Raw genomic sequence first — 23,762 nt, 5'->3', positions numbered from 1 at the left:
CCTACCCTACCTGGGGAAATCAGACGGCGGCGTTATAGAACAGCTTGGAGTCGCGCTGTTCGACCAGCGCCTGCTCAATGGCCGCCTGGTGCACTTCATCGGCGTGCTCTTCGCGCTCTTCCGGTTTGATGCCGAGGCGGGCGAACAGCTGCATGTCCTGATTGGCTTGCGGGTTGGCGGTGGTCAGCAGTTTTTCGCCGTAGAAGATCGAGTTGGCACCGGCGAAGAACGCCAGGGCTTGCATCTGCTCATTCATCGCCTCGCGGCCGGCGGACAGGCGCACATGCGACTGCGGCATCATGATCCGCGCCACGGCGAGCATGCGGATAAAGTCGAACGGATCGACGTCCTGCTCATCGGCCAGCGGCGTGCCTTTGACCTTGACCAGCATGTTGATCGGCACCGACTCCGGGTGCTCCGGCAGGTTGGCCAGTTGAATCAACAGGCCGGCGCGGTCGTCTAGCGACTCGCCCATGCCGAGGATGCCGCCGGAACAAATCTTCATCCCCGAGTCACGCACATAGGCCAGGGTTTCCAGGCGCTCGCCATAGGTGCGGGTGGTGATGATATTGCCGTAGAACTCCGGCGAGGTGTCCAGGTTGTGGTTGTAGTAATCCAAGCCGGCAGCGGCCAGGGCCTGGGTCTGTTCTTTATCCAGCTTGCCCAGGGTCATGCAGGTTTCCAGGCCCAGGGCTTTGACGCCTTCGACCATTTGCAGCACGTAGGGCATGTCTTTGGCCGACGGGTGTTTCCAGGCCGCGCCCATGCAGAAACGCGTAGAGCCGATGGCCTTGGCCTCGGCGGCGGCCTCCAGCACCTTCTGCACTTCCAGCAGTTTTTCCTTCTCCAGACCGGTGTTGTAGTGGCCGGATTGCGGGCAGTACTTGCAGTCTTCCGGGCAGGCGCCGGTCTTGATCGACAGCAGGGTCGAGACCTGCACGCGGTTCTGGTCGAAGTGCGCGCGGTGCACGGTCTGCGCCTGGAACAGCAGGTCGTTGAACGGTTGCTCGAAGAGCGCCTTGACCTCATTGAGAGTCCAGTCGTGACGCAGGTTGGCGGCGGTGGTGGCGCTCATCGGTAATTCCTTATTGTTGGCTGCGCCCTGCTAGATTCAGCGGACGCGACACGGATGTTCGGCATAGTTATGGAAGGCGTATGCGCTGTCAACCCAACTCACAGCACTCGGTTTACAACTGGTCAAAAAGCAAACAAATCTGTTTACTCTGCGATGAAGCCGCCGATGCCGCACTGGCCATCTGCACCAGCTGCGAAGCCGAGCTGCCGTGGCTCGGCGGGCATTGCCAGGTCTGCGCCCTGCCGCTGCCCAGCCACGGCTTGGTCTGCGGGGCCTGCCTGAAAAAGCCGCCCAGCTTCAGCAAGGTCGAAGTGCCCTGGCGCTACGCCTTCCCCATCGACAGCCTGATCACCCGGTTCAAGCATCAGGCCAAGTGGCCATTGGGACGTCTGCTCGGCGAGCTTTTGTCACAGCATCTGCAACATGCCTTCGATGAAGGCCTGCCGCGCCCCGATCTGCTGCTGCCTGTGCCCTTGGCGGACAAGCGTCAACGCCAGCGTGGCTTCAACCAGGCCGGCCTGCTCGCTGAATGGCTGAGCGCCAGCCTACAACTGCCGCTGCAGGCGCACTGGTTGCAGCGGGTTGTCGACACCCCAGCGCAACAGCAACTGGACGCCGCCACCCGTAAACGCAACCTGCGTAAGGCCTTTGCCTTGGCGCCGGGCAGCGCAGTGAGCGGCCGGCATGTGGCGCTGGTCGATGATGTGCTGACCACTGGCGCCACCGCCGAAAGCCTGGCGCGGCTGTTAAACAAGGCCGGTGCAGCGCAGATTGACGTGTATTGCCTGGCGCGCACGCCAAAGCCCGGCGATTAACCCGCCTCGTAGCCCGGATAAGCCTTGGCGCAATCCGGGAGCGCTATCCGAAGTGCTATCCAGACAGCTATCCCGGATTGCGCTGCGCTTATCTAGGCTACGAACTGGTGATGGGTATCGCTGCGCTCAACGCCATCCTACGCAGCGCTCAAACACCGCCCGAGCCTGCATAAGCGCTACACTCTGCGGCCAATTACCCCGGAGTCGCCCATGTCCCATCCATTTGCCGCACTCACACCCGACCTGGTGCTGGATGCCGTGGAGAGCATCGGCTACCTCAGCGACGCCCGCGTACTGGCGCTGAACAGCTATGAAAATCGCGTCTATCAGGTCGGCATCGAGGATGAAACGCCGCTGATCGCCAAGTTCTATCGCCCAGACCGCTGGACCGATGAAGCGATTCGCGAGGAGCACAGCTTCACCTTCGAGCTGGCCGAGTGCGAAGTACCGGTGGTTGCACCGCTGGTGCGCGACGGCGAAACCCTGTTCAGTTACCGGGGTTTTCGCTTCGCCCTGTTTCCCCGGCGTGGCGGCCGCGCGCCGGAGCCGGGCAACCTCGACCAACTGTACCGCCTCGGCCAACTGCTCGGCCGCCTGCATGCGGTCGGCTCACTCAAGCCGTTTGCCCACCGTGAAGCCTTGCAGGTGAGCAACTTCGGCCACGCCTCGCTGGCCACCCTGCTGGACGGCAACTTTATTCCACGCAGCCTGCTGCCAGCCTACGAGTCGGTGGCGCGTGACCTGCTCAAGCGCCTGGATGTGCTGTTCGCTGCCAATCCGGTGCAGGCGATCCGTCTGCATGGCGATTGCCACCCCGGCAACCTGCTGTGCCGCGACGACACCTTCCATATGGTCGACCTCGACGACTGCCGCATGGGGCCGGCGGTGCAGGATTTGTGGATGATGCTGGCCGGCGAACGTCACGAGCGCCTCGGCCAGCTCTCGGAACTGATGGATGGTTATCAGGAGTTTCACGATTTCAACCCGCGCGAACTGCCGCTGATCGAAGGCCTGCGCGCCCTGCGCCTGATGCATTACAGCGCCTGGCTGGCGCGACGCTGGGACGACCCGGCGTTCCCCATGAGCTTCCCCTGGTTTGGCAGCGAGCGTTACTGGGGCGATCAGATTTTGATCCTGCGCGAGCAACTGTCCGCGCTGGACGAAGAGCCGCTAAAGCTGTTTTGACACTGCTTGCCTAGCCCGGATGTAATCCGCGAATGGCAACCCCGGATTGCATCCGGGCTACAGGGCTGACTTGTAGGGTGCGCCGCGCGCACCAAGATCCCTCGGCCCATGCAGTCCGTAGCCTGGATAAGCGCAGCGCAATCCGGGATAGCACTCCCGGATTGCGCCACGGCTTATCCGGGCTACAGGGCTGACCACTACAGTTAGCCGCACAGCCGTAACGTCTTTGTTACAGCCAAGCGGCCTAGACTGCCGAAGAAAATCCTGCCCATCCAGACAAGCCCGCGCCATGCCGACTAGAATCGCAAGCCTCTCGTTAGCAGCCTAAGCAAGGACCCTGCATGGCCACCGCCAACCCGCGCCGCGGGTATATTCTCGGCCTGACCGCCTACATCATCTGGGGCCTGTTCCCGCTCTACTTCAAAACCATCCAGAGCGTGCCGGCGCTGGAAATCATCGTCCATCGCGCACTCTGGTCCGCGCTGTTCGGTGCGCTGTTGCTGCTGGTGTGGAAACATCCCGGCTGGCTGCGCGAACTGCTGAATAACCCCAAACGCTTTGCCGTGCTGGCCCTGAGCGGCGTGCTGATCGCCAGCAACTGGCTGGTGTATGTCTGGGCGGTAAATAACGAGCGCATGCTCGAAGCCAGCCTGGGCTACTACATCAACCCGTTGGTCAACGTGCTGCTGGGCATGCTGATTCTCGGTGAGCGTTTGCGCCGCCTGCAGTGGCTGGCCGTGGCCCTGGCCGCGCTGGGTGTGCTGCAGCAGTTGTGGCAGGTGGGCAGCATTCCCTGGGTATCCCTGGTGCTGGCGCTGACCTTTGGCTTCTACGGGCTGATCCGCAAACAGGCGCCGGTGGCCGCACTGCCCGGCCTGGTGGTGGAAACCTGGCTATTGCTGCCACTGGCGCTCGGTTGGTTGCTAGTGCACCCGGCGGCCATGAGCACTCAAGCCGACTTCTGGAGCACCCCGGAAGCGCTGTGGCTGATTGCCGCCGGCCCGATCACCCTGGTGCCGCTGGTGTGTTTCAACGCCGCCGCCCGCCATCTGCCCTACACCACTCTGGGCTTTCTGCAGTACCTGGCGCCGACCCTGGTGCTGCTGCAGGCGATTTTCCTGTTCGGTGAGCATTTCGACCCAAGCAAGCTGCTGGCCTTTATCTGCATCTGGGCGGGCTTGGCGATCTACAGCGTGGATGCCTGGCTGAGCCTGCGCAAACGCCAGGCTGGCTAAAAAACAACCAACAGCTTGTAACGCCCGAAGCAGCTGGCCTGCAGCTAGTTGCCCCCGGCTTATCCACAGAAGCATCCCCGGCCTTTGTGCACAACCAGTTGCTAAGTGCTTAAAAAATAAGCACTTAGCAAAAAGCCCCGGGGCACTAAGCAGTGCCCGGGGGCTCCTCATGCTACGCACAGAGTTATCCACATGGATCGTGGATAAAGCTGCCTAGTCCTCGACCTGCAGCTTTAGCTCCACCATCAGATCATCCGCCAGGGTTTCCAGATGGGTCTGCAGCTGCTCCAGACTCAGACTCTGCGGCACGCCCAACACAGCCTGGGCCTGAAACAGCAGTTCGCCACTCATGGGCGCCGGCACCACTTCGGTGTTCAGGCTTTCCAGGTTGACCCCATGGCTGCTAAGCAGGCGGGTGATATCGCGCACGATGCCTGGGCGATCATTGCCCACCAGCTCCAGGCGAATGGCCTGCCAAACCGTTACCGGCTCGGTGCCGCCGGCAGCGATCTGCACACGAATGCCATGGCCCTGCAATTCCTCCAGCGCAGTGGCCAGGCCGGCATGCGCATCCAGCGGCACATCAACGCGCAGGATTCCGGCGAACTGCCCAGCCATACGCGACATGCGGCTCTCCAGCCAGTTACCGCCGTGCTCGCTGATGCACTGGGCGATGCGCTCGACCAGCCCCGGCTGATCCTGGGCAATAACCGTCAATACCAGATGATCCATAAACAACTCCTTATACGAGGCTTATTTGAGCGCCAGCCAATAGGTATAAAACACCTCATCACGCACATAACCCAGGCGTTCGTAGAGGGCTTGTCCTGGCAGATTGCTCTTTGCCGTCTCCAACTGCAAACCGCATGCGCCAGTAGCTTCGGCATGGGCGCGAGCAGCGTTCATCAACGCCTCACCAACACCCTGGCGGCGCGCCTGCTCGCTGACATACAGGTCACTCAGCAGCCAAGCCGGCTGCAGCGCCAGCGAGGAGAAAAAGGCATAGAGCTGGACAAAGCCCTGCGCCTTACCCTGCGCATCACGGGCCAGCAGGATGGTCGAATCACTGTTGCGCAGGCGCGCGGCGAGGAAGTCCCGCACCTGCGGCTGAGGCTTGGCCACCTCATAAAAGCGCAGATACGCGCCAAACAGCTCGGCCAGCTCATCCAGATCCACGGCAGTGGCTGCCTGTATATGCATGGTGATCACTCTCCATAAACGGTGGAGCAGCAGTATAGGCATGCGCGCCTATAGCAGTAGATCGAGCAACACGCGCAATAAACTGTGTACTGTTTTTTAACTTTTATGAAACAATATTCAAAGTTCACCGCGACAATACGCCACACACAGTGACTGCAAAGCACTTCTTGGTCGCAGAGCGACGCGCACCCACTGATTTTCCCCGGATCTTGATGTAGTATGCCGCGCCTCGGACTACATGACGTATTTCCCATGTCCGACGCGGCTATTGAGTAGAGCTGAGCAGAGTGAGGCAAGTGATGACTGAACGCGTTCAAGTAGGCAGCCTGCAGGTTGCCAAAGTGCTGTTCGACTTCGTGAATAACGAAGCCATCCCCGGGACCGGCATTGCTGCCGAGGCGTTCTGGGCGGGTGCCGAAGCGGTCATCAATGACCTGGCCCCGAAAAACCGTGCGCTGCTCGCCAAACGCGATGCGATTCAGGCGCAGATCGACGCCTGGCACCAGGCCCGCGCAGGCCAGGCCCATGACGCCGCTGCCTACAAAGCCTTCCTTGAGGAAATCGGTTACCTGCTGCCAGAGCCGGCTGACTTCCAGGCCACCACGCAGAACGTCGACGAAGAAATTGCCCGTCTGGCCGGCCCGCAGCTGGTCGTGCCGGTGATGAACGCGCGTTTCGCCCTCAACGCCTCCAACGCCCGCTGGGGTTCGCTGTACGACGCCCTGTACGGCACCGACGTGATCAGCGAAGAAGGCGGCGCCGAGAAAGGCCGTGGCTACAACAAAGTTCGCGGCGACAAGGTGATTGCCTTCGCCCGCGCCTTCCTCGACGAAGCCGCGCCGCTGGCTGCTGGCTCCCACGTCGACTCCACCGGTTACCGCATCGAAGCCGGCAAGCTGGTTGTCAGCCTCAAAGGCGGCAGCAACAGCGGCCTGCGTGACGACGCGCAACTGGTTGGTTTCCAGGGCGCAAGCGACGCGCCTATCGCCGTCCTGCTCAAGCACAACGGCCTGCATTTCGAAATTCAGATCGACGCCAACACCCCGGTCGGCCAGACCGACGCTGCCGGTGTTAAAGACGTGCTGATGGAAGCTGCGCTGACCACCATCATGGACTGCGAAGACTCCGTAGCGGCCGTCGATGCCGACGACAAAGTGGTGATCTACAAGAACTGGCTCGGCCTGATGAAGGGCGACCTGGCGGAAGAAGTGGTCAAAGGCGGCCAGACCTTCACCCGCACCATGAACCCGGATCGCGTCTACACCAAGGTCGACGGTAGTGAGCTGACCCTGCACGGTCGCAGCCTGCTGTTCGTGCGCAACGTCGGCCACCTGATGACCAACCCGGCGATTCTCGATGCCCAGGGCAACGAGATCCCAGAAGGCATCCAGGACGCGCTGTTCACCAGCCTGATTGCCATCCACAACCTGAATGGCAACACCAGCCGCAAGAACACCCGCACCGGTTCGGTCTACATCGTTAAACCAAAGATGCACGGCCCGGAAGAAGTCGCCTTCACCACCGAAATTTTCGGCCGCGTTGAAGACGTATTGGGCCTGGCGCGCAACACCCTGAAAGTCGGCATCATGGACGAAGAGCGCCGCACCACCGTCAACCTGAAAGCCTGCATCAAGGCCGCCAGCGAGCGCGTGGTGTTTATCAACACCGGCTTCCTCGACCGTACCGGTGACGAAATTCACACCTCCATGGAAGCCGGCGCCGTAGTGCGCAAGGCTGCCATGAAGTCCGAGAAGTGGATCAGCGCTTACGAGAACTGGAACGTCGACATCGGCCTGGCCACCGGCCTGCAAGGTCGCGCGCAGATCGGTAAAGGCATGTGGGCCATGCCCGACCTGATGGCTGGCATGCTTGAGCAGAAGATCGCTCACCCACTGGCCGGTGCCAACACCGCCTGGGTTCCGTCGCCGACCGCCGCTGCGCTGCACGCACTGCACTACCACAAGGTCGACGTGTTCGCCCGTCAGGCCGAACTGGCCAAGCGTGAGCGCGCGTCCATCGACGATATCCTGAGCATTCCGCTGGCCAAGGACACCAACTGGTCGGCTGAGGAGATCCAGAACGAACTGGACAACAACTCCCAGGGCATCCTCGGTTATGTAGTGCGCTGGATCGACCAGGGCGTCGGCTGCTCCAAGGTGCCGGATATCAATGACGTTGGCTTGATGGAAGACCGCGCCACCCTGCGCATCTCCAGCCAGCTGCTGGCCAACTGGCTGCGTCATGGCATCGCCACTGAAGAGCAGATCGTTGCCAGCCTCAAGCGCATGGCCCCGGTAGTTGACCGGCAGAACGCCAGCGATCCGCTGTACCGTCCGCTGGCACCGAACTTCGACAGCAACATCGCCTTCCAGGCCGCCCTGGAACTGGTGGTCGAAGGCGCCAAGCAGCCGAACGGCTACACCGAGCCAGTCCTGCACCGCCGCCGCCGCGAATTCAAGGAAAGGGACAAGGCCGCCAACGGCCTGTAACCCGCAGCTGTAGCCACATAAAAAACCGCCCCTCGGGGCGGTTTTTTATTGCGGCCAAATACCCGGCAGCAGGCCGCACCAGGACATGACTGACCTCTAGACTTACGTCCAATGGCCCGGGCGACAGCAAAGGCCGATCATGCCTATATAGCCAACTCCCGAGGCCGCCCATGAGCAGCGCAGACGCAATCGCCCAGGCAGGCAAGACGGCGGTGCTGCAGAACATCCATGGCACCATGGCCTTTCTGCAGAAATTCCCGCCGTTCAACCAGATGGATACCGCGCACCTGGCGTATCTGGTGGAGAACTGTCAGCTGCGGTTTTATGGCGAAGGCGAAACCATCATCAAGCCGACCGACGGCCCGGTTGAGCACTTCTTTATCGTCAAACAGGGCCGCGTGCATGGCGAGCGCCCGCATTCGGCGCGCCGGGGCACGGAAACCACCTTCGAGATCACCACCGGCGAATGCTTCCCGCTGGCCGCGCTGATTGGCGAGCGCGCCACCCGCACCGAACACCTGGCTGCCGAAGACACCTTCTGCCTGCTGCTGAACAAGCCGGCCTTTATCAAGCTGTTCTCGCTGTCCAACCCGCTGCGCGACTTTGCCCTGCGCGGGGTCAGCAGCCTGCTCGACCAGGTCAATCAGCAGGTGCAGATGCGCGCGGTGGAAACCCTCGGCGCGCAGTATTCCCTCGACACCCGCCTCGGCCAGCTGGCCATGCGCAACCCGATCAGCTGCGGCCCTGAAATGCCGATGCGTGACGCGGTGCAGCTGATGCACGAGCAGCAGGTCGGCAGCATCGTGATTGTCGACCCGGCGCAGAAACCGCTGGGCATTTTCACCCTGCGTGACCTGCGCCGCGTGGTGGCCGATGGCGTCGACCTGACCCAACCCATCGACCGCCTGATGACCCAGTCGCCCTTCCATCTGCCGCCGGATGCCAGCGCCTTCGACGCGGCGATGGCCATGACCGAGCGGCATATCGCCCACGTCTGCCTGGTCGAACATGGCCGGCTGTGCGGGGTGATTTCCGAGCGTGATCTGTTCAGCCTGCAGCGGGTCGACCTGGTGCACCTGGCGCGCACCATTCGCCACGCTGGCCGGGTGGAAACCCTGGCGGCGCTGCGCAGCGATGTGCGCCAACTGGTCGACAGCATGCTCGCCCACGGCGCCAGCTCGACGCAGATCACCCAGCTGATCACCCTGCTCAACGACCACACCGTCTGCCGGGTGATCGAGCTGACCCTGGAAGACATGGGCGACCCTGGCGTGCCGTTTACCTGGCTGGTGTTCGGCAGCGAGGGCCGCAGCGAGCAAACCCTGTACACCGATCAGGACAACGGCATTCTCTTCGAAGCCGCCGACGCAGCCGAGGCCGCCGCCATTCGCGGCCGCCTGTTGCCACTGGCCCATGAGATCAACCTGCGTCTGGCGCAGTGCGACTTTACCCTGTGCAAGGGCAATATCATGGCCGGCAACCCCGAGCTGTGCCTGTCGCGCCAGGAGTGGTCGCGGCGTTTCAGCAGCTTTGTCCAGGAAGCTACGCCGGAGAACCTGCTGGCCTCAAGCATCTATTTCGACCTGCGCGCGGTATGGGGCGAGACAGACGGCTGCGAGCAATTGCGCCAGGGCCTGCTGCTGCAGGTGGCCGGCAATAGCCTGTTCCAGCGCATGCTGGCCGAGAACGCCCTGCGCCAACGCCCGCCGGTAGGGATGTTTCGCGACTTTGTCGTAGCCCGTAAAGGCGCGGAGAAAGACACCCTGGACCTCAAGGTGCAGGGCCTCACGCCCTTTGTCGACGGTGCCCGCCTGCTTGCTCTGGCCCATGGCGTAACCGCCGTGGGCACCCTGGAACGGCTGCGCGCGCTGATCAAGCTGGAGGTCATCGACGCCCAGGATGGCGCGGCCTATGAAGAGGCCTACCACTACATTCAGCAGGCACGGATGCAGCAGCACCAGTTGCAGGCACGCAGCGGCCTGCCCTACTCCAATCGGGTCGACCCCGATAATCTCAACCACCTCGACCGACGCATCCTGCGCGAGTCCTTCCGCCAGGCGCAGCGGCTGCAGAGCAGCCTGGCTGTGAGGTATCAACTATGAGCAAGTTCACCTGGTTTAGCGGGCGCGGCCCGGCGCTGACCCAACTGCAACTGCAGCGGCGCGGCAAGCTGGCCGAGCCCTGCGCACTCGATGAGCGTCCGCTGCAGCAGCAGCGCTTGGTCATCCTCGACCTGGAAACCAGCGGCCTGAATATGCGCCGCGATCAGGTGCTATCGATTGGCGCGGTGGTGATCGACAACGGTGCCATCGACCTCAGCCAGCAATTCGAATGCACCCTGCAGCGCCTGGATCATCAGGCCAGCGCCAGCACCCTGATCCACGGCATCGCCCCCAGCGAGATCGCCAATGGCGAGGAGCCGGCCGAAGCGCTGCTGAGCTTTATGGAGTTTGTCGGCGACAGTCCGCTGCTGGCGTTCCACGCCGAATTCGACCAGCGCATGCTCGCCCGCGCACTCAAGCAGAGCCTGGGCTATCGCTTGCGCCATGCCTTCTTTGATGTCGCCGAGATCGCCCCGCTGGTCTGTCCCAAAGCCAATCTGCCTCACGCTGGGCTGGACGACTGGACTGCGCACTTCGGCCTGCAGGTGCAACAACGCCACCACGCCAGCGCCGACGCCCTGGTGACTGCCGAGCTGGCGCTGATCCTGTTTAGCAAGGCGCGCCAGCAGCAGCTCGACAGCCTGCCGGCACTGCTGCAGCAACTCAACAGCCGCCGCCGGCAGCGCGCGCATTCTATGTAGGCTGGGCCACCCAGACTGCCGGCTCTCTCACGACGCCTGTAGGGTGGATGACGCTCTGTTCATCCACCACAGGGCAGCCCCGCAACCCTGGTGGATGGATAAAGCGTCATCCACCCTACCCAACGCACCTTCATTAGGGCAGATAACACTCTTTCATCCACCACTGAGTAGACCGTCAATCCTGCTGGATGGATAAAGCGTCCCCCTACGAAAGCCCTACAGATCGCGCATCAACAAACCATATTCCAGCTGCACCTCAGGCGGCACCGGCAGGTACAGCACATGGCCGTCGCCCGGGGCGACCGCCATGCCGTGGCCCTGACGGTTTTCCAGCTGGTCCAGGGTAAAGCGCAGATTGCCCTGGGGCGTCATCAGCTCCAGGCCATCGCCTACAGCAAAGCGGTTCTTTACCCGCACCTCAGCCAGTTCACCACGCCGCTCGCCGGTAAGCTCACCGACAAACTGCTGCTGTTCGGACACCGAGCTGCCGCGCTGGTAGTTCTGATATTCGTCATGCACATGGCGGCGCAGAAAACCCTCGGTGTAGCCACGATGGGCGAGGGATTCCAGAGTATCCATCAAGCTCTTATCAAAGGGCTTGCCCGCGACGGCATCGTCGATGGCCTTGCGATACACCTGAGCGGTGCGCGCCACGTAGTAGTGGGATTTGGTGCGGCCCTCGATCTTCAGCGAATGCACACCCATCTGCACCAGGCGCTCGACATGCTGCACCGCGCGCAGGTCCTTGGAATTCATGATGTAGGTGCCGTGCTCATCCTCATAGGCGGCCATCTGCTCGCCAGGGCGGCTGGCGTCTTCCAGCAGAAACAGCTGCTCGGTCGGTGCGCCCACACCCAGGGTCGGTTCGACCAGCTGCACCACCTCGCCCAACTCATTCTCGCCAGCGGGCTGAGCCTGGTACTGCCAGCGGCAGGCATTGGTGCAGCTGCCCTGGTTGGGGTCGCGCTTGTTGATATAGCCCGACAGCAGGCAGCGCCCGGAATAGGCCATGCACAACGCGCCATGGACAAACACCTCCAGTTCCATGCCCGGTACTTCATTGCGGATTTCGCCAATCTCCTCCAGCGAAAGCTCACGCGACAGAATCACCCGGGAGAGGCCCTGCTGCTTCCAGAACTGCACGCTGGCCCAGTTCACCGCATTGGCCTGCACCGACAGGTGAATCGGCATCTGCGGGAAATGTTCGCGTACCAGCATGATCAAACCGGGGTCGGACATGATCAGCGCATCCGGGCCCATCAACACCACCGGCAGCAGATCGCGCAGAAAGGTCTTCAGCTTGGCGTTATGCGGCGCAATGTTGACCACCACATAGAATTGCTTACCTTGGGCATGCGCCTCACGAATACCCGCCTCAAGATTGGCGTGATCGAACTCGTTGTTACGCACCCGCAGGCTGTAGCGCGGCTGCCCGGCGTACACCGCATCCGCGCCGTAAGCAAAGGCGTAGCGCATGTTTTTCAGGGTGCCGGCTGGCGAGAGCAGCTCGGGGTAATACGGAGTCGATGCCATGGGTCAAGCGCTCAGCCAACAGGGCCGGTCACTCTAGCGCGCCAGTTGCCGGCGGCTATTGATCTGCATCTATGTCACAGCGCTGGCAGCACGCGGGCAACCACCCATCGCGGCAGCCAAACGGCTGATTGCAGCGCAGGGGGCGGGCCTGTCATCATATGCGAATAATTCTCGATTTGTTTCCTATCTCCTGTTGCGAGGTCCGCGTGTCGGCCGGCGATTCCACCCACCAGCAACTTGTTGGCCTGTTCTATCGCGATCACCGCGATTGGCTACTCGGCTGGCTGCGCAAAAGCCTGTACAGCCCGGAACGCGCCGAAGACCTCAGCCAGGACACCTTTGTCCGCCTGCTCGGGCGCAGTGATCTGGACCAGGCTCGCGAGCCGCGCGCGCTGCTGACCACCATCGCCCGGGGCCTGCTGATCGATCACTTCCGCCGCAGCGCGCTGGAACGTGCCTACCTCGAAGAACTCGGCCAGCAACCGCAGGACGTGCAACCCAGCGCCGAAGAACAGGCGCTGGCCCTGGACGCACTGCTCGAGATCGACCGCCTGCTCGGCCAGCTGTCGAGCAACGCCCGCGCGGCCTTTCTGCATAACCGCCTGGACGGCATGGGTCATGCGGAAATCGCCGAGCGCCTCGGTGTTTCCGTCTCCCGCGTGCGCCAATACCTGGCCCAGGGCCTGCGTCAGTGCTACATCGCCCTGTACGGAGAGCCACAATGAGCGCGGTATCGGCCCAGGTGCTGGATGCGGCCATCGAATGGCAACTGTGCCTGGACTCCGGCACGGTCAGCGCCGAACAACAGCATGCGTTCGCCGCATGGTTGGCGGCACATCCCGAACATGCGCGGGTCTGGCAGCAGCTCAATGGCCTGGATATCCGCCTGGCTTCGGCCGCCGCCGCACCAGCGCGCCAGGCCTTGCTGCACAGCGCGCGCAGCAAGAGCCTGCGCCGCCTGGGTGGCACCGCGCTCGGCCTGCTGCTGAGCAGCGCCCTGCTGCTCGGTCTGTTGGCGCAACAACGCACGCTTGGCGATTACCTGGCAGATGAACACACCGGCCGGGGCGAACAGCGCGAGCTGCTGCTTAGCGACCACAGCCTGGTGCGCCTGAACAGCGCCAGCGCCGTGGATATTGAATTCAGCGACAGCCAGCGCGCGGTGCGCCTGCGCAGCGGTGAAATCCTCGTACAGACCGCTCACGGCGATTCGCGGCCCTTTGTAGTGCTGACTGAGCACGGCAGCCTGCGCGCCCTCGGCACGCGCTTTCTGGTGCGCCGCGAAGGCACCAGCACGCGCCTCACCGTGCTGCAGTCGGCCGTCGCCGCGCACCCGGCCGAAGGCAGCAGCGAGCGGGTTATCCACAGTGGCGAGCAGGTGTTGATGCAGCGCCAGCGCCTTGGCAGCGTGCTGCCTGCGCCACTCAGCGCGGCGGCCTGGAGCCACGGCATGTTGGTAGCCGATAACCTGCGCCTGGCCGACCTGCTCGACGCCCTGGGCGAATACCGCAGCGGTTACCTGGGCCTCGACCCAAGCCTGGCTGACTTGCGCATCAGCGGCAGCTTCCCCCTGCATGACAGCGACAAGGCCCTGGCTGCGCTACCGCCGAGTTTGCCGGTGCAAATCGAACGCTTTGGCAACTGGTGGGCCAAGGTCGTGCCTGCTGCGCAGTAAGCGGCCGCCTAAAAACCAGGCGGACAGGGGCTGACGTGGGAGGGGCTTTATCCGCGACATTGCAGTGTCGCGGCTAAAGCCCCTCCCACAAAGAACCGGCGCCCGGTTAGGGGTCGACAACAGCGCCTTTGGATCTCGCTAAAAAATAATTTCAGCCGACCCTGTCACTTTTCCATTCTGCTTCGGCAACAGGTCATTGAGATGCATTCCCGCTTAGGAGAGTTTCGTAATGACCCGCGCCCTGCCCCTGTTTCGCCCCGGCCTGCTGGCCGCTGCCATCAGCCTCGCCAGCGTCTGCACACCGGCCCTGGCGGATAGCTACCAGCTGCCAGCCGCGCCATTGGCCAGTACCCTGACGCAGATCGCCAGCCAGGCCGGCATCGTCCTGAGCATCGACCCCGCGCTGACTGCCAATAAGCAATCGGCCCCGGTTGCCGGCGACTACGACGCCCTCGGCGCCCTGCAACAGGCGCTGCAAGGCAGCGGCCTGCAGTTGCAACAGAACAGCGCCGGCAGCTACAGCCTGGCGCCCGTGCCGCAAGCGGCCGTGGCGTTGCCGGACGTTACAGTGACCGCCGCGCAGAATGTGGAAAGCGCCTGGGGCCCTGCTCCCGGCTACCTGGCCTCACGCACAGCGGCTGGCAGCAAGACCGACACGCCACTGCTGGAAGCACCGCGCTCAATCTCGGTGGCCACCCGCGAGCAGATGCAGGATCGTGGCGTGCACAGCCTCGATGACGCGGTGAAATACATGCCGGGCATCGTCTCCAGCAGCTTCGGCAGCGACACCCGCTACGACTGGATGCGCGTGCGCGGCTTCGAGCCAACCCACTTCCTCGACGGCCTGCCGCTGCCCCGTGGCGTATACGCCAACCCGAAACCGGAAACCTGGAATCTCGACCGCCTGGCCTTGCTGCGCGGCCCGGCATCGTCGGTCTATGGCCAGACTCCACCCGGCGGCCTGCTGGACATGGTCAGCCGTCGCCCGAACGCCGAGACCGCCCATGAGATCGAAGTGCAGTACGGCAGCGACAACCATCGCCAGATCAACTTCGCCAGCACCGGCACGCTCGACGAGCAGGGCCAGTTCCTCTATGGCCTGAGCGGCGTGGTACGCGACAGCGGCACCCAGATCGATAAGGTCGACAACAAGCGCTACAACATCGCACCCAGCCTGACCTGGAATATCAACCCCGATACCAGCCTGACCCTGCTGTCGCAGTTCACCCGCGACGATACCGGCACCACCAGCCAGTTCCGCCCAATCCAGGGCACCAAGATCGACATGCCGTTCGGCAAGATCTCCCACCACAAGAACCTGGGCGATCCTGACTACGACTACTACGACCGCACTTACTACGCCCTGGGCTACGCCTTCGAGCATCGTTTCAACGACGTCTGGCAGTTCCGCCAGAACCTGCGCTACACCAAGTCCGACCTGTCGTTCCAGACCGTCACCGTTGGCTCCTACCCCTGGACCCTGATGGACAACGACGGCAACATCGGCCGCGGCACCACCAACACTGAGGAAGACATCAGTCAGTTCGCGGTGGACAACAACTTCCAGGCCGACTTCGCCACTGGCGAAATCAACCACACCCTGCTGCTCGGCCTCGACCACCAGCGCATCGACACCAACTACATGTCAGTCTTCGGTACCGCGTTCAATGGCTACGCCCCGCCGGACATCAACGTCAACAACCCGGTGCACGGCCAGCCTATCGTCCGCCCGCCGCGCTCCCTGGCGTTCTACGACTACAACCAGAAGTCCCACCAGACTGGCCTCTACGTCCAGGACCAGATGGCCTTCGACCAGTGGCGTCTGACCCTTGGCGGCCGCGAAGACTGGGTGCACACCGGCACCACGTTCTTTAACCAGGCCGATGCGACCAACACCGAACGCGACAAGGCCTTCAGTGGCAACGCGGCCCTCAGCTATGTGTTTGACTCGGGCTTCACCCCCTACCTGTCGTACGCCGAGTCGTTCCAGCCAACCAGCAACGCCACTGCCTCGCCGACGCAGTCGATCAAACCGACTGAAGGCAAGCAATGGGAGCTGGGCGTGAAATACCAGCCGCCGGGAAGCGACATCCTGCTGAGCGCGGCCGTCTACGACCTGACCCAACAGAACGTGTCGGTCACCAACCGTATCAACGGCACGGCGGTCACCAGCCAGACCGGCGAAGTGAAGGTCAAGGGCCTGGAACTGGAAGCCGTGGGCAACGTCACCGACAACCTGAAGGTGGTCGCCTCCTACACTCAGGCGAAGTCTGAAGTGCAAGACGGTGAGTTCAAGGGCAAGCGCCTGCAACTGATGCCCAATCGCCAGGCCTCGCTGTGGGCCGACTACACCTGGCACAACGGTGTACTCGACGGTTTCGGCATCGCCGCTGGCGCTCGCTACACCGGCAATACCTTCGGTGACCAGGCCAACTCCGAGCTTGGCTTCGCCAACTCCTACACCGTGTTCGATGCCGCCGTGCACTACGACCTCGGCCGCCTGGACAACAGCCTTACCGGCGCATCGCTGGCGCTCAACGCAAGCAACCTGTTGAACAAGGACTACATCTCCACCTGCGACAGCTACTACTGCTATTACGGCGACCAACGCAGCGTAGTCGCCAGCGCCACGTACAAGTGGTAACCCACTGAGTTTTAACCCGCGCGCCATCGACGCCGCCCCATGGGCGGCCTTCGGCTTTTGGAAAAGCCTATGAAAAGCACCACCATCCGCCGCTGGTCCCAGGTGCACACCTGGACCAGCCTGATCTGCACCCTGTTTCTGCTGATGCTGGCCCTAACCGGCCTGCCGCTGATCTTTCACCATGAGCTGGAGCACCTGCTCGGTGAAGCGCCAGAGCTGCGTGAGCTGCCGGCCGAAACCCCGCATCTGAGCCTGCAACAGCTGGTCGAGGCCGCCGAGCGTTATCGCCCGGGCGAAGTGGTGCAGTACTTCGGTTTCGAGGACGACGAACCCAACGGCGTGGTGGCGATTACCGCCGCCACCGCCGGCACCGAGCCGAACTCCTCGCACACCTTTATGCTCGATGCGCGCAGCGGCGAGGCGATTGAGATGCCGGCGGCCAATGGCGGCATCCTGATGGTCATCCTGCGCCTGCATGTGGATATGTTCGCCGGCCTGCCCGGCAAGCTGTTGCTGGCGTTTATGGGCCTGCTGTTCGTGGTGGCGATCATCTCCGGCGTGGTGCTCTACGCGCCGTTTATGCGTCGGCTGAAATTCGCCGAAGTGCGCCGGGAGAAAGCCACCCGCACGCGCTGGCTCGACCTGCACAACCTGATCGGTATCGTCACCCTGACCTGGGCGCTGGTGGTGGGCGTGACCGGGGTAATCAGCGCCTGCGCCGATCTATTGATCAGCGCCTGGCGTACCGAGTCCCTGGCAGCGATGGTCGAGCCGTACCGCGATGCGCCGCCGCTGACCCAGCGCGCGCCGGTCAACCAGGTGCTGACTATCGCGGCGCAAGCAACGCCGGCTATGCAGCCGGACTTTATCGCCTTCCCCGGCACGCGCTTTTCCAGCGAACACCACTACAGCGTGTTTATGAAGGGCAATACGCACCTCACTGCGCACCTGTGGACGCCGGTGCTGATCGATGCGCGCAGCCTGGAAGTCACCGCCATCGGCCAACGGCCCTGGTATATGGACGCCTTGTCGATGTCGCAACCGCTGCATTTTGGTGACTACGGCGGCATGCCGATGAAAGTGCTCTGGGCAGTGCTGGATGTGCTGACCATCATCGTGCTCGGCAGCGGTCTGTACCTCTGGTGGGTGCGTAGACGCACTCCGGCCATACAGCGTGAACGCACGGAGGCGACGACATGAACTGGCGCCAATCGACCTTCGCCCTGCCGCTGCTGATCGGCCTGCTCAGCGCCATCGGCCTGATCAGTGCGCTATTGGGTGATGGTGGCTGGGATGCCGTGGCCTGGCTTGGCCTCGGGCTACCGGCCGTACTTGGCTGCTGGCCGTTGCTGCAGCGCAGCAAAAACCGGCGCCCGTAAACCCGCAAAGGGATCAGGGCGAGCCGGTCGGCAACCTGTATGTATTCGCGTGGGGAATCGGTGTCGGTGCTGCGGCCTACGACTGGCAAACCTGCAGGTAGAGCGCATCCTCTTTAGCTACGACCTTCAACTGATCCAGCAGCGGCTTTTTGCCTGCGTCCAAAGGCAGCAGTTCTGCCGTGGTGCAATTAAGCAGATGCGCCTGATGGCTGACGTGGTCGATGTGCTGCTTTTCAAAGCGGTAGAGGTTAAAGGCGCTGATCACGCCCGCCTCTGTCTCCTGGCGCTGCAGGCTTTTGCTGTCGAGCACGGTGAAGGCCGTGGTCATCGGCCAGTAAAACGTCCAGGGCCGCCAGAACACCTCACCGGTTTCACTGGCCACCAGTACGGACTCGGCCGGCTGACGCTGCAGCTGGTGCTCGAACCAGGAGTACTCGTAATAAATCTGGTAGCTCAGCATGCCCAAACCGCCAAACGCCGGAATAATCCACTTGGGCAAGCGGTTGCGCGTCAGTTTGCGCAGCAGCATGGCAATACCAGCCGCACCCAGCCCTGACACCACGATGGCAAGTATTGTCCACAACATTGACTGACTCCCGAAAATCAAACGGGCCTCCTAAGGAGGCCCGCTGGTAAGACCCTGATCAAACATGATCCGGGGGGATTATGCTCAGTGGCTTAATGCGCCACCAGCACCTTTGGGAGTACGTACGCTTTCCACCAATTCCTGAATCTCCTTCGGCGGCGCAACGCTGACCAGCGACACGCCGTAGGCAACCGCGAAGTTGATCACCGCACCCACAGTACCGATGGACAGCGGCGAGATGCCGAACATCCAGTTATCCGGGGTGTTGGCGAAGGTCGCAGTGCCAGGGATGAAGAACCAGCCCAGGTACAGGAAGATGTAAACGACGGTGAACACCAGACCGACCAGCATGCCGGCAATCGCGCCCTTGTCGTTTACCCGCTTGGAGAAGATGCCCATCATCAGCGCCGGGAACAGCGTGGCTGCGGCGATGCCGAAGGCCAACGCCACCACCTGCGCCGCAAAGCCTGGCGGATTGAGCCCCAGCCAGGTGGCCAGCAGGATCGCGACCCCCATGGAGATCCGCGCGGCGAGCATCTCCCCCTTCTCGCTGATTTTCGGATTGATCATGTTCTTAATCAGGTCATGACTCACCGCTGAGGAAATGGCCAGCAACAGACCGGCAGCCGTCGACAACGCGGCGGCAATGGCACCCGCTGCAATCAGGCCAATAACCCAGCCCGGCAGGTTGGCGATTTCCGGGTTAGCCAGTACCAGAATGTCGTTGTTCACGGTCAGCTCGTTGCCTTTCCAGCCGCGCGTTTCGGCGGTCGGGGTGAAGGCAGGCGCGGCATCGTTGTACAGCTGGATGCGACCGTCAGCGTTCTTGTCTTCCCACTTGATCAGACCGGTTGTTTCCCAGGTTTTCACCCACTCCGGACGCTCTTCATAGGCCAGTGCAGGCGCTTCAACACCCTGCGGATAAACCGTGGTCATCAGGTTCAGGCGTGCCATGGAGGCCACAGCAGGCGCGGTGAGATAGAGCAGGGAGATAAACACCAGAGTCCAGCCAGCCGACCAACGCGCGTCGGCGACTTTCGGCACGGTGAAGAAGCGAATGATGACGTGCGGCAGACCGGCCGTACCAATCATCAGCGACATGGTAAACAGCACCATGTTCAGCTTGTTGGTGACATCGGCGGTGTAGTCGGTAAAGCCCAGCCCAGCCACAACTTCATTGAGTTTCTGCAGCAACGGCACGCCTGACTCAGTGTGCTCGCTGAACATGCCGAACATCGGAATCGGATTGCCGGTCAGTTGCAGGGAGATAAACACCGCAGGAATGGTGTAGGCGATGATCAGTACTACGTACTGAGCAACCTGGGTGTAGGTAATGCCCTTCATCCCGCCAAACACCGCGTAGCAGAACACCACGCCGGCTGCGATCCAGATACCGGTGGAGTTGCTCACTTCGAGGAAGCGCGAGAATGCCACGCCAGCACCGGCCATCTGACCGATCACATAGGTGACGCAGATGATGATCAGGCAGACCACTGCAGCCAGACGCGCACCGTTGCTGTAGAAGCGATCACCGATAAAGTCCGGCACAGTGAACTTGCCGAATTTACGCAGGTACGGCGCCAGCAGCATCGCCAGCAGCACATAACCACCGGTCCAGCCCATCAGGAAGGTTGAGTTGGCATAACCACCGGCGGCGATCAGGCCAGCCATGGAAATAAACGACGCCGCGGACATCCAGTCGGCCGCAGTTGCCATGCCGTTGGTGACGGGGTGTACACCACCGCCGGCGACGTAGAATTCCTTGGTCGAGCCGGCGCGTGCCCAGACAGCGATGCCGAAGTAGAGCGCGAAGGAGGCGCCCACAAACAGCATGTTGATTACAAACTGGCTCATGGATTATTCCTCGACACCGAATTGTTTATCGAGTTTGTTCATTTTCCAGGCGTAAAAGAAAATGATCACGACAAAGGTAATGATCGAACCTTGCTGGGCGAACCAGAAGCCAAGGTCAGTACCACCGACAGAGATACCTGCCAGCATCGGTCGAAGAAGTATGGCGCAGCCGTAAGACACCAAGGCCCAGACAATCAGGCTCCAGGTAATCAGCCGAACATTCGCCTTCCAGTACGCTGCAGCGTTAGCTTGATCAGAAGTCATAAACTCCTCCGGTTATTGTTATTCTCATGCACCTTCAAGCTAGCAGCAGGCCATTAGGGCCGACAGATAGACATTGGTATTAGCCGACTTGCACCACCTTACGCGCAGCGCTTTTTGTCGATTTAACAGGCACTTGGCACTACACCGAAAAGCCCCCAAAAAAGCGGGAACAACTTTGGTCTAAGAGTAAGGCAGGAACATGCCTGGTGCGGGCACGCTATCAGCAGCATGGTTACCCCCTGCTGCGCAATATCGAAGCTGTTACACGCCCCTTTAGACGGGTGAAAACTCGATCGGCAGAAGGTAACGCTGCTCGTCGTACTCGATGCGAAACTGCACTCGACGCGTGCTTTCTTTTACGGTTTCACATTCCCCGGCCACCTCAGCCGCGCGGCTTTCGACTCGGATCTGCTTAAGCAGCAAGTCGCGATAACCCTTGTTCCCCGGACGTTCGGTGATGATCAGCAGGCCCTTGGTATCACTGAACTCTCCTGCGCAACGGGTATCCCACTCTCCCCCCGAGCTATCCATCACCAGCTCGCTCAGCACCGGGCGCAAACGCTGCGACTGCAGCTCATAGAGACTCAGCGAGGTTTTATAGAAGGGATTGGGGCGCGACATATTTCGACGTTTGATGCGAAGACCGAAAGCTAAATCGCCCTCGCGCAAACGATAGGGAGCAGTATCGAATTCCAATCCATCGACAAATATCGCATCCCAGTCCAGCAGGTTCGGCTCAACATGGCGCGCGACAATGGCCTGGCTGACAGTGTCCAGCACCAGTACCTCAAGATCACTGTAGCCATGTCCATCATCCTCGGCACGCACCAGCGATACCGCTAACAAGGTCAGGTGCGGGCGCGCCGGCCAGACCTTGCAGATGCTCAGCTCGGTACTGATCCGATAAGTACCTCGCTCGTCATCCAGCAGATGACCCTGTGCATAGCCTGGGTATGCCTGCTCGAGCAATGCAGGTAAGTGTTGTTGACAGTCATCGGCTCGCGCCGAGCACACCATCAACAGGCCACACATTGCTGCGGCGAAAGTTATGCGGTTCATCCCTGAGCTCCTTCTGATAATCCAGCGGCCAGTCTAAACTCGACGCAGCGCACTGCCCATGCTGGGCATCACGGAACAACCGCGCAATCCGCCGCGCCAGCACGTGCCCGGCGCGCGACTCTTCGCGTAACCCGACATGCCCGCTCATCGCGCATACCACAGGCGAAAGAAGCCAAACGCCAGCAGCAGGCCGACCTGACCCAGCGCCGTGCACAGGCTGAGAAAGGACTGCACTTCACGGTTCTGCGGCGCATTGGCCAGGCCGGTCAGGCTTTCCCAGAACGCCTCCGGCAACAGCAGCAGGCTCATCTGTGCCAAGGGCTGGCCGGTCAGCTGCAGGCCCTTGATCAGGTCAAACTGGCCGCAGAACATCAGGCCCAGCAGCACCATAAAAGCTACCGCCAGCCCCAGGGCGAAACAGGCTGAGAACTGCATCAATAAACGCATCATGTTCAACTCCCACGCAGATAAAAAAGCGGCGCAGACGGGCCGGCGCCGCGATTCGTCAAAGGTCGCTGGCTGGACTGGCTGGGCTAGCCAGCGGTAGGCGGCCGACGCCGTACCAGTCGAGTTTGCGGGTCAGCACCATCACCCCGGCGAGCACGCCGAACACCAGCACCGAGCCCATCAGCAGAGCGTAGTCCTCGGCCCCGAGCAGGCCGAACAACATGCCGTAGAGCAGCGCCAGCAGGGCGCCGAAGCCTGCGCCACGTAGCGCGCTGTGCAGCACGTAGCTGACGTAGAAGCCGATCAGCAGCACACAGGCGGTCGCGGCAATGCCGTAGGCCAGGGCAAAGCTCAGATGCTCGGACAGCGACAGCAGCAACAGGTAGAACAGTGCCAGCGACATGCCCACCAGGGCGTACTGCACCGGGTGCACGGCCATGCGCTTGAGCACTTCAAAGAGGAAGAACACGGCGAAGGTCAGGCCGATAAACAGCAGCGCGTATTTGATCGCCCGCTCGGTCTTCAGGTACTGGTCCACCGGGTCGACAAAGCTCACGCCGAAGTTGCGCGCAGTCAGCGCATTGCAGCTTTCCCCTCGTACGCAATCGGCCAGCGCCTCTTCCAGGTTGGTGGCGAAGAAGCTGGTCTGCCACAGCGCTTTAAAGCCCTTGGCCGACACTTCACGGCTGCTCGGCAGGTATTCGCCAACAAAGCTCGGATGCGGCCAGCCGGAGGTCAGCTCGACCCGGCTATCACGGCCTACCGGGGTAATGCTCAGCTGCTCGGTGCCCTGCAGTTTCAGATCGAAAGCGAACTCCAGCACTTGCCCACCCTGGGTATCCAGTGCCGGCAGCGGTGCATGCACACCGGCGCCGAAACGCTCCTCGGCGCTGCCAGGGGCAAAGCTCAGGTTCATGCCGTTAAAGCGCAGCTGCAGGTCATTGCTGATACCGCGGATATCGCTGATGCCGACCGAGAGGAAAGGCCGGTCGAACTGATACAGGCCGAGATCGTCACCCAACCCCAAACGCGCTGGCAGCTTGAAGGCGCCGCTGATCTGGTTGTCGCTGCGGTACAGCAGCGCCTTGTAGATGCCGCGTGCACGCTCCTCGGTGGCGACGTGGCCATTGAGCACAAAGCGCTCCGGCAGGAAGTACAGACGGCCGCGGCTCTTCTGCTCTTCCAGGTAACGCTCGCCAGTCTTGGTGTGGGTTTTCCACTGATTCCACACCTTGGTGTAAGGCATCACCAGAATCGGCCCGTTGAGCTGCTGGCGGTAGCTGGAGCTGCGCGCGATGTCCTGCAGCACCTCGGCGCGCTGATACTGGCGCTCGCTCACCAGCCCGCCGATCATCGACAGCGGGACCAGCAATAACAAAATCAGCAGGGCAATAGCGCCCAGCTTGAAACCCAGAATGCGGCTCATGGTGCAACTCTCCGATACGGTTTAGGTAGGCAGAGTCTGGGCGGCGTAGGTGGTGGCTTTATGGAGGGCAGATGGAGAGTGTGTGGAGACTTA

21 protein-coding genes are annotated in these 23,762 nt (G+C 61.9%); 11 read left to right on the top strand and 10 right to left on the bottom strand.

Annotation, left to right across the window (positions count from 1 at the left end; translation table 11 throughout):
* Positions 1-19: 19 nt before the first annotated feature.
* Positions 20-1,075: a biotin synthase BioB gene (gene bioB / locus P3C18_RS13330; protein ID WP_275962331.1), complete on the bottom strand. Its 1,056-nt coding sequence runs from the start codon at positions 1,073-1,075 to the stop codon at positions 20-22.
* A gap of 80 nt (positions 1,076-1,155) precedes the next feature.
* On the opposite strand from bioB, the gene P3C18_RS13325 reads away from it, so the two are divergent.
* The 3 genes from P3C18_RS13325 to rarD all read left to right on the top strand — a co-directional run bounded on the left by P3C18_RS13325 (position 1,156) and on the right by rarD (position 4,310).
* Positions 1,156-1,890, top strand: a complete 735-nt coding sequence (locus tag P3C18_RS13325) for a ComF family protein (RefSeq protein WP_275962330.1) — start codon at positions 1,156-1,158, stop codon at positions 1,888-1,890.
* 210 nt (positions 1,891-2,100) lie between these two features.
* Positions 2,101-3,075, top strand: a complete 975-nt coding sequence (locus tag P3C18_RS13320; RefSeq protein ID WP_275962329.1) for a serine/threonine protein kinase — start codon at positions 2,101-2,103, stop codon at positions 3,073-3,075.
* 341 nt (positions 3,076-3,416) lie between these two features.
* Positions 3,417-4,310, top strand: coding sequence for an EamA family transporter RarD (gene rarD, locus P3C18_RS13315; RefSeq protein WP_275962328.1), 894 nt, complete (start codon positions 3,417-3,419; stop codon positions 4,308-4,310).
* Between the two features lie 213 nt (positions 4,311-4,523).
* Here rarD and P3C18_RS13310 read toward each other — a convergent pair whose 3' ends face one another.
* Both P3C18_RS13310 and P3C18_RS13305 read right to left on the bottom strand, forming a co-directional pair.
* The gene (locus P3C18_RS13310) at positions 4,524-5,042 is read right to left on the bottom strand and encodes an ACT domain-containing protein (protein WP_275962327.1); all 519 of its coding nucleotides are present in this window, start codon (positions 5,040-5,042) and stop codon (positions 4,524-4,526) included.
* 21 nt (positions 5,043-5,063) lie between these two features.
* Complete coding sequence (locus P3C18_RS13305; protein WP_275962325.1) at positions 5,064-5,510, bottom strand: GNAT family N-acetyltransferase; 447 nt, start codon at positions 5,508-5,510, stop codon at positions 5,064-5,066.
* A gap of 299 nt (positions 5,511-5,809) precedes the next feature.
* Here P3C18_RS13305 and P3C18_RS13300 point away from each other — a divergent pair, with 299 nt between their 5' ends.
* From P3C18_RS13300 to P3C18_RS13290, 3 genes are all read left to right on the top strand, one after another.
* On the top strand, positions 5,810-7,999 hold the full coding sequence (locus P3C18_RS13300; RefSeq protein WP_275962323.1) for a malate synthase G: 2,190 nt from the start codon (positions 5,810-5,812) through the stop codon (positions 7,997-7,999).
* 170 nt (positions 8,000-8,169) lie between these two features.
* Positions 8,170-10,101 (top strand): putative nucleotidyltransferase substrate binding domain-containing protein, encoded by a 1,932-nt coding sequence (locus P3C18_RS13295; RefSeq protein ID WP_275962322.1) that lies wholly within the window; start codon positions 8,170-8,172, stop codon positions 10,099-10,101.
* A complete protein-coding gene (locus P3C18_RS13290; protein ID WP_275962321.1) occupies positions 10,098-10,802 on the top strand; it encodes a 3'-5' exonuclease in 705 nt (234 codons plus the stop codon). The genes P3C18_RS13295 and P3C18_RS13290 overlap by 4 nt, the downstream gene beginning before the upstream one ends.
* A gap of 216 nt (positions 10,803-11,018) precedes the next feature.
* On the opposite strand, the gene yegQ is transcribed toward P3C18_RS13290, so the two are convergent.
* Positions 11,019-12,335 (bottom strand): tRNA 5-hydroxyuridine modification protein YegQ, encoded by a 1,317-nt coding sequence (yegQ, locus tag P3C18_RS13285; protein ID WP_275962320.1) that lies wholly within the window; start codon positions 12,333-12,335, stop codon positions 11,019-11,021.
* 206 nt (positions 12,336-12,541) lie between these two features.
* On the opposite strand from yegQ, the gene P3C18_RS13280 reads away from it, so the two are divergent.
* The 5 genes from P3C18_RS13280 to P3C18_RS13260 all read left to right on the top strand — a co-directional run bounded on the left by P3C18_RS13280 (position 12,542) and on the right by P3C18_RS13260 (position 18,033).
* A complete protein-coding gene (locus P3C18_RS13280) occupies positions 12,542-13,060 on the top strand; it encodes an RNA polymerase sigma factor (RefSeq protein ID WP_275962319.1) in 519 nt (172 codons plus the stop codon).
* Positions 13,057-14,010, top strand: coding sequence for a FecR family protein (locus tag P3C18_RS13275; RefSeq protein WP_275962318.1), 954 nt, complete (start codon positions 13,057-13,059; stop codon positions 14,008-14,010). Before P3C18_RS13280 ends, P3C18_RS13275 begins: the two co-directional genes overlap by 4 nt.
* A gap of 229 nt (positions 14,011-14,239) precedes the next feature.
* Positions 14,240-16,654: a TonB-dependent siderophore receptor gene (locus tag P3C18_RS13270; protein ID WP_275962317.1), complete on the top strand. Its 2,415-nt coding sequence runs from the start codon at positions 14,240-14,242 to the stop codon at positions 16,652-16,654.
* Between the two features lie 69 nt (positions 16,655-16,723).
* Positions 16,724-17,854 carry a PepSY-associated TM helix domain-containing protein gene (locus P3C18_RS13265; RefSeq protein WP_275962316.1) on the top strand — a complete coding sequence of 377 codons (1,131 nt, stop codon included), beginning with the start codon at positions 16,724-16,726 and terminating at the stop codon, positions 17,852-17,854.
* Positions 17,851-18,033: a hypothetical protein gene (locus P3C18_RS13260; protein ID WP_275962315.1), complete on the top strand. Its 183-nt coding sequence runs from the start codon at positions 17,851-17,853 to the stop codon at positions 18,031-18,033. Before P3C18_RS13265 ends, P3C18_RS13260 begins: the two co-directional genes overlap by 4 nt.
* Before the next feature lie 76 nt (positions 18,034-18,109).
* Here P3C18_RS13260 and P3C18_RS13255 read toward each other — a convergent pair whose 3' ends face one another.
* From P3C18_RS13255 to creD, 6 genes are all read right to left on the bottom strand, one after another.
* Complete coding sequence (locus P3C18_RS13255) at positions 18,110-18,619, bottom strand: hypothetical protein (RefSeq protein ID WP_275962314.1); 510 nt, start codon at positions 18,617-18,619, stop codon at positions 18,110-18,112.
* 84 nt (positions 18,620-18,703) lie between these two features.
* Positions 18,704-20,473, bottom strand: coding sequence for a sodium:solute symporter family protein (locus P3C18_RS13250; RefSeq protein WP_275962313.1), 1,770 nt, complete (start codon positions 20,471-20,473; stop codon positions 18,704-18,706).
* Positions 20,474-20,476: 3 nt separating this feature from the next.
* A complete protein-coding gene (locus tag P3C18_RS13245; RefSeq protein WP_275962312.1) occupies positions 20,477-20,737 on the bottom strand; it encodes a DUF4212 domain-containing protein in 261 nt (86 codons plus the stop codon).
* A gap of 273 nt (positions 20,738-21,010) precedes the next feature.
* Positions 21,011-21,796: a hypothetical protein gene (locus tag P3C18_RS13240; RefSeq protein ID WP_275962311.1), complete on the bottom strand. Its 786-nt coding sequence runs from the start codon at positions 21,794-21,796 to the stop codon at positions 21,011-21,013.
* Between the two features lie 144 nt (positions 21,797-21,940).
* Positions 21,941-22,246, bottom strand: a complete 306-nt coding sequence (locus tag P3C18_RS13235) for a hypothetical protein (RefSeq protein ID WP_275962310.1) — start codon at positions 22,244-22,246, stop codon at positions 21,941-21,943.
* A gap of 55 nt (positions 22,247-22,301) precedes the next feature.
* Positions 22,302-23,669 (bottom strand): cell envelope integrity protein CreD, encoded by a 1,368-nt coding sequence (gene creD / locus P3C18_RS13230; RefSeq protein WP_275962309.1) that lies wholly within the window; start codon positions 23,667-23,669, stop codon positions 22,302-22,304.
* Between the last annotated feature and the right edge of the window lie 93 nt (positions 23,670-23,762).

The sequence above is a fragment of the Pseudomonas sp. 1928-m genome (assembly GCF_029269135.1).
In the GTDB taxonomy this organism is placed as follows: Bacteria; Pseudomonadota; Gammaproteobacteria; order Pseudomonadales; family Pseudomonadaceae; genus Aquipseudomonas.
The sequence above is the reverse complement of the archived record's forward strand: the minus strand, read 5'-3'. Positions and strand labels throughout refer to the sequence as shown.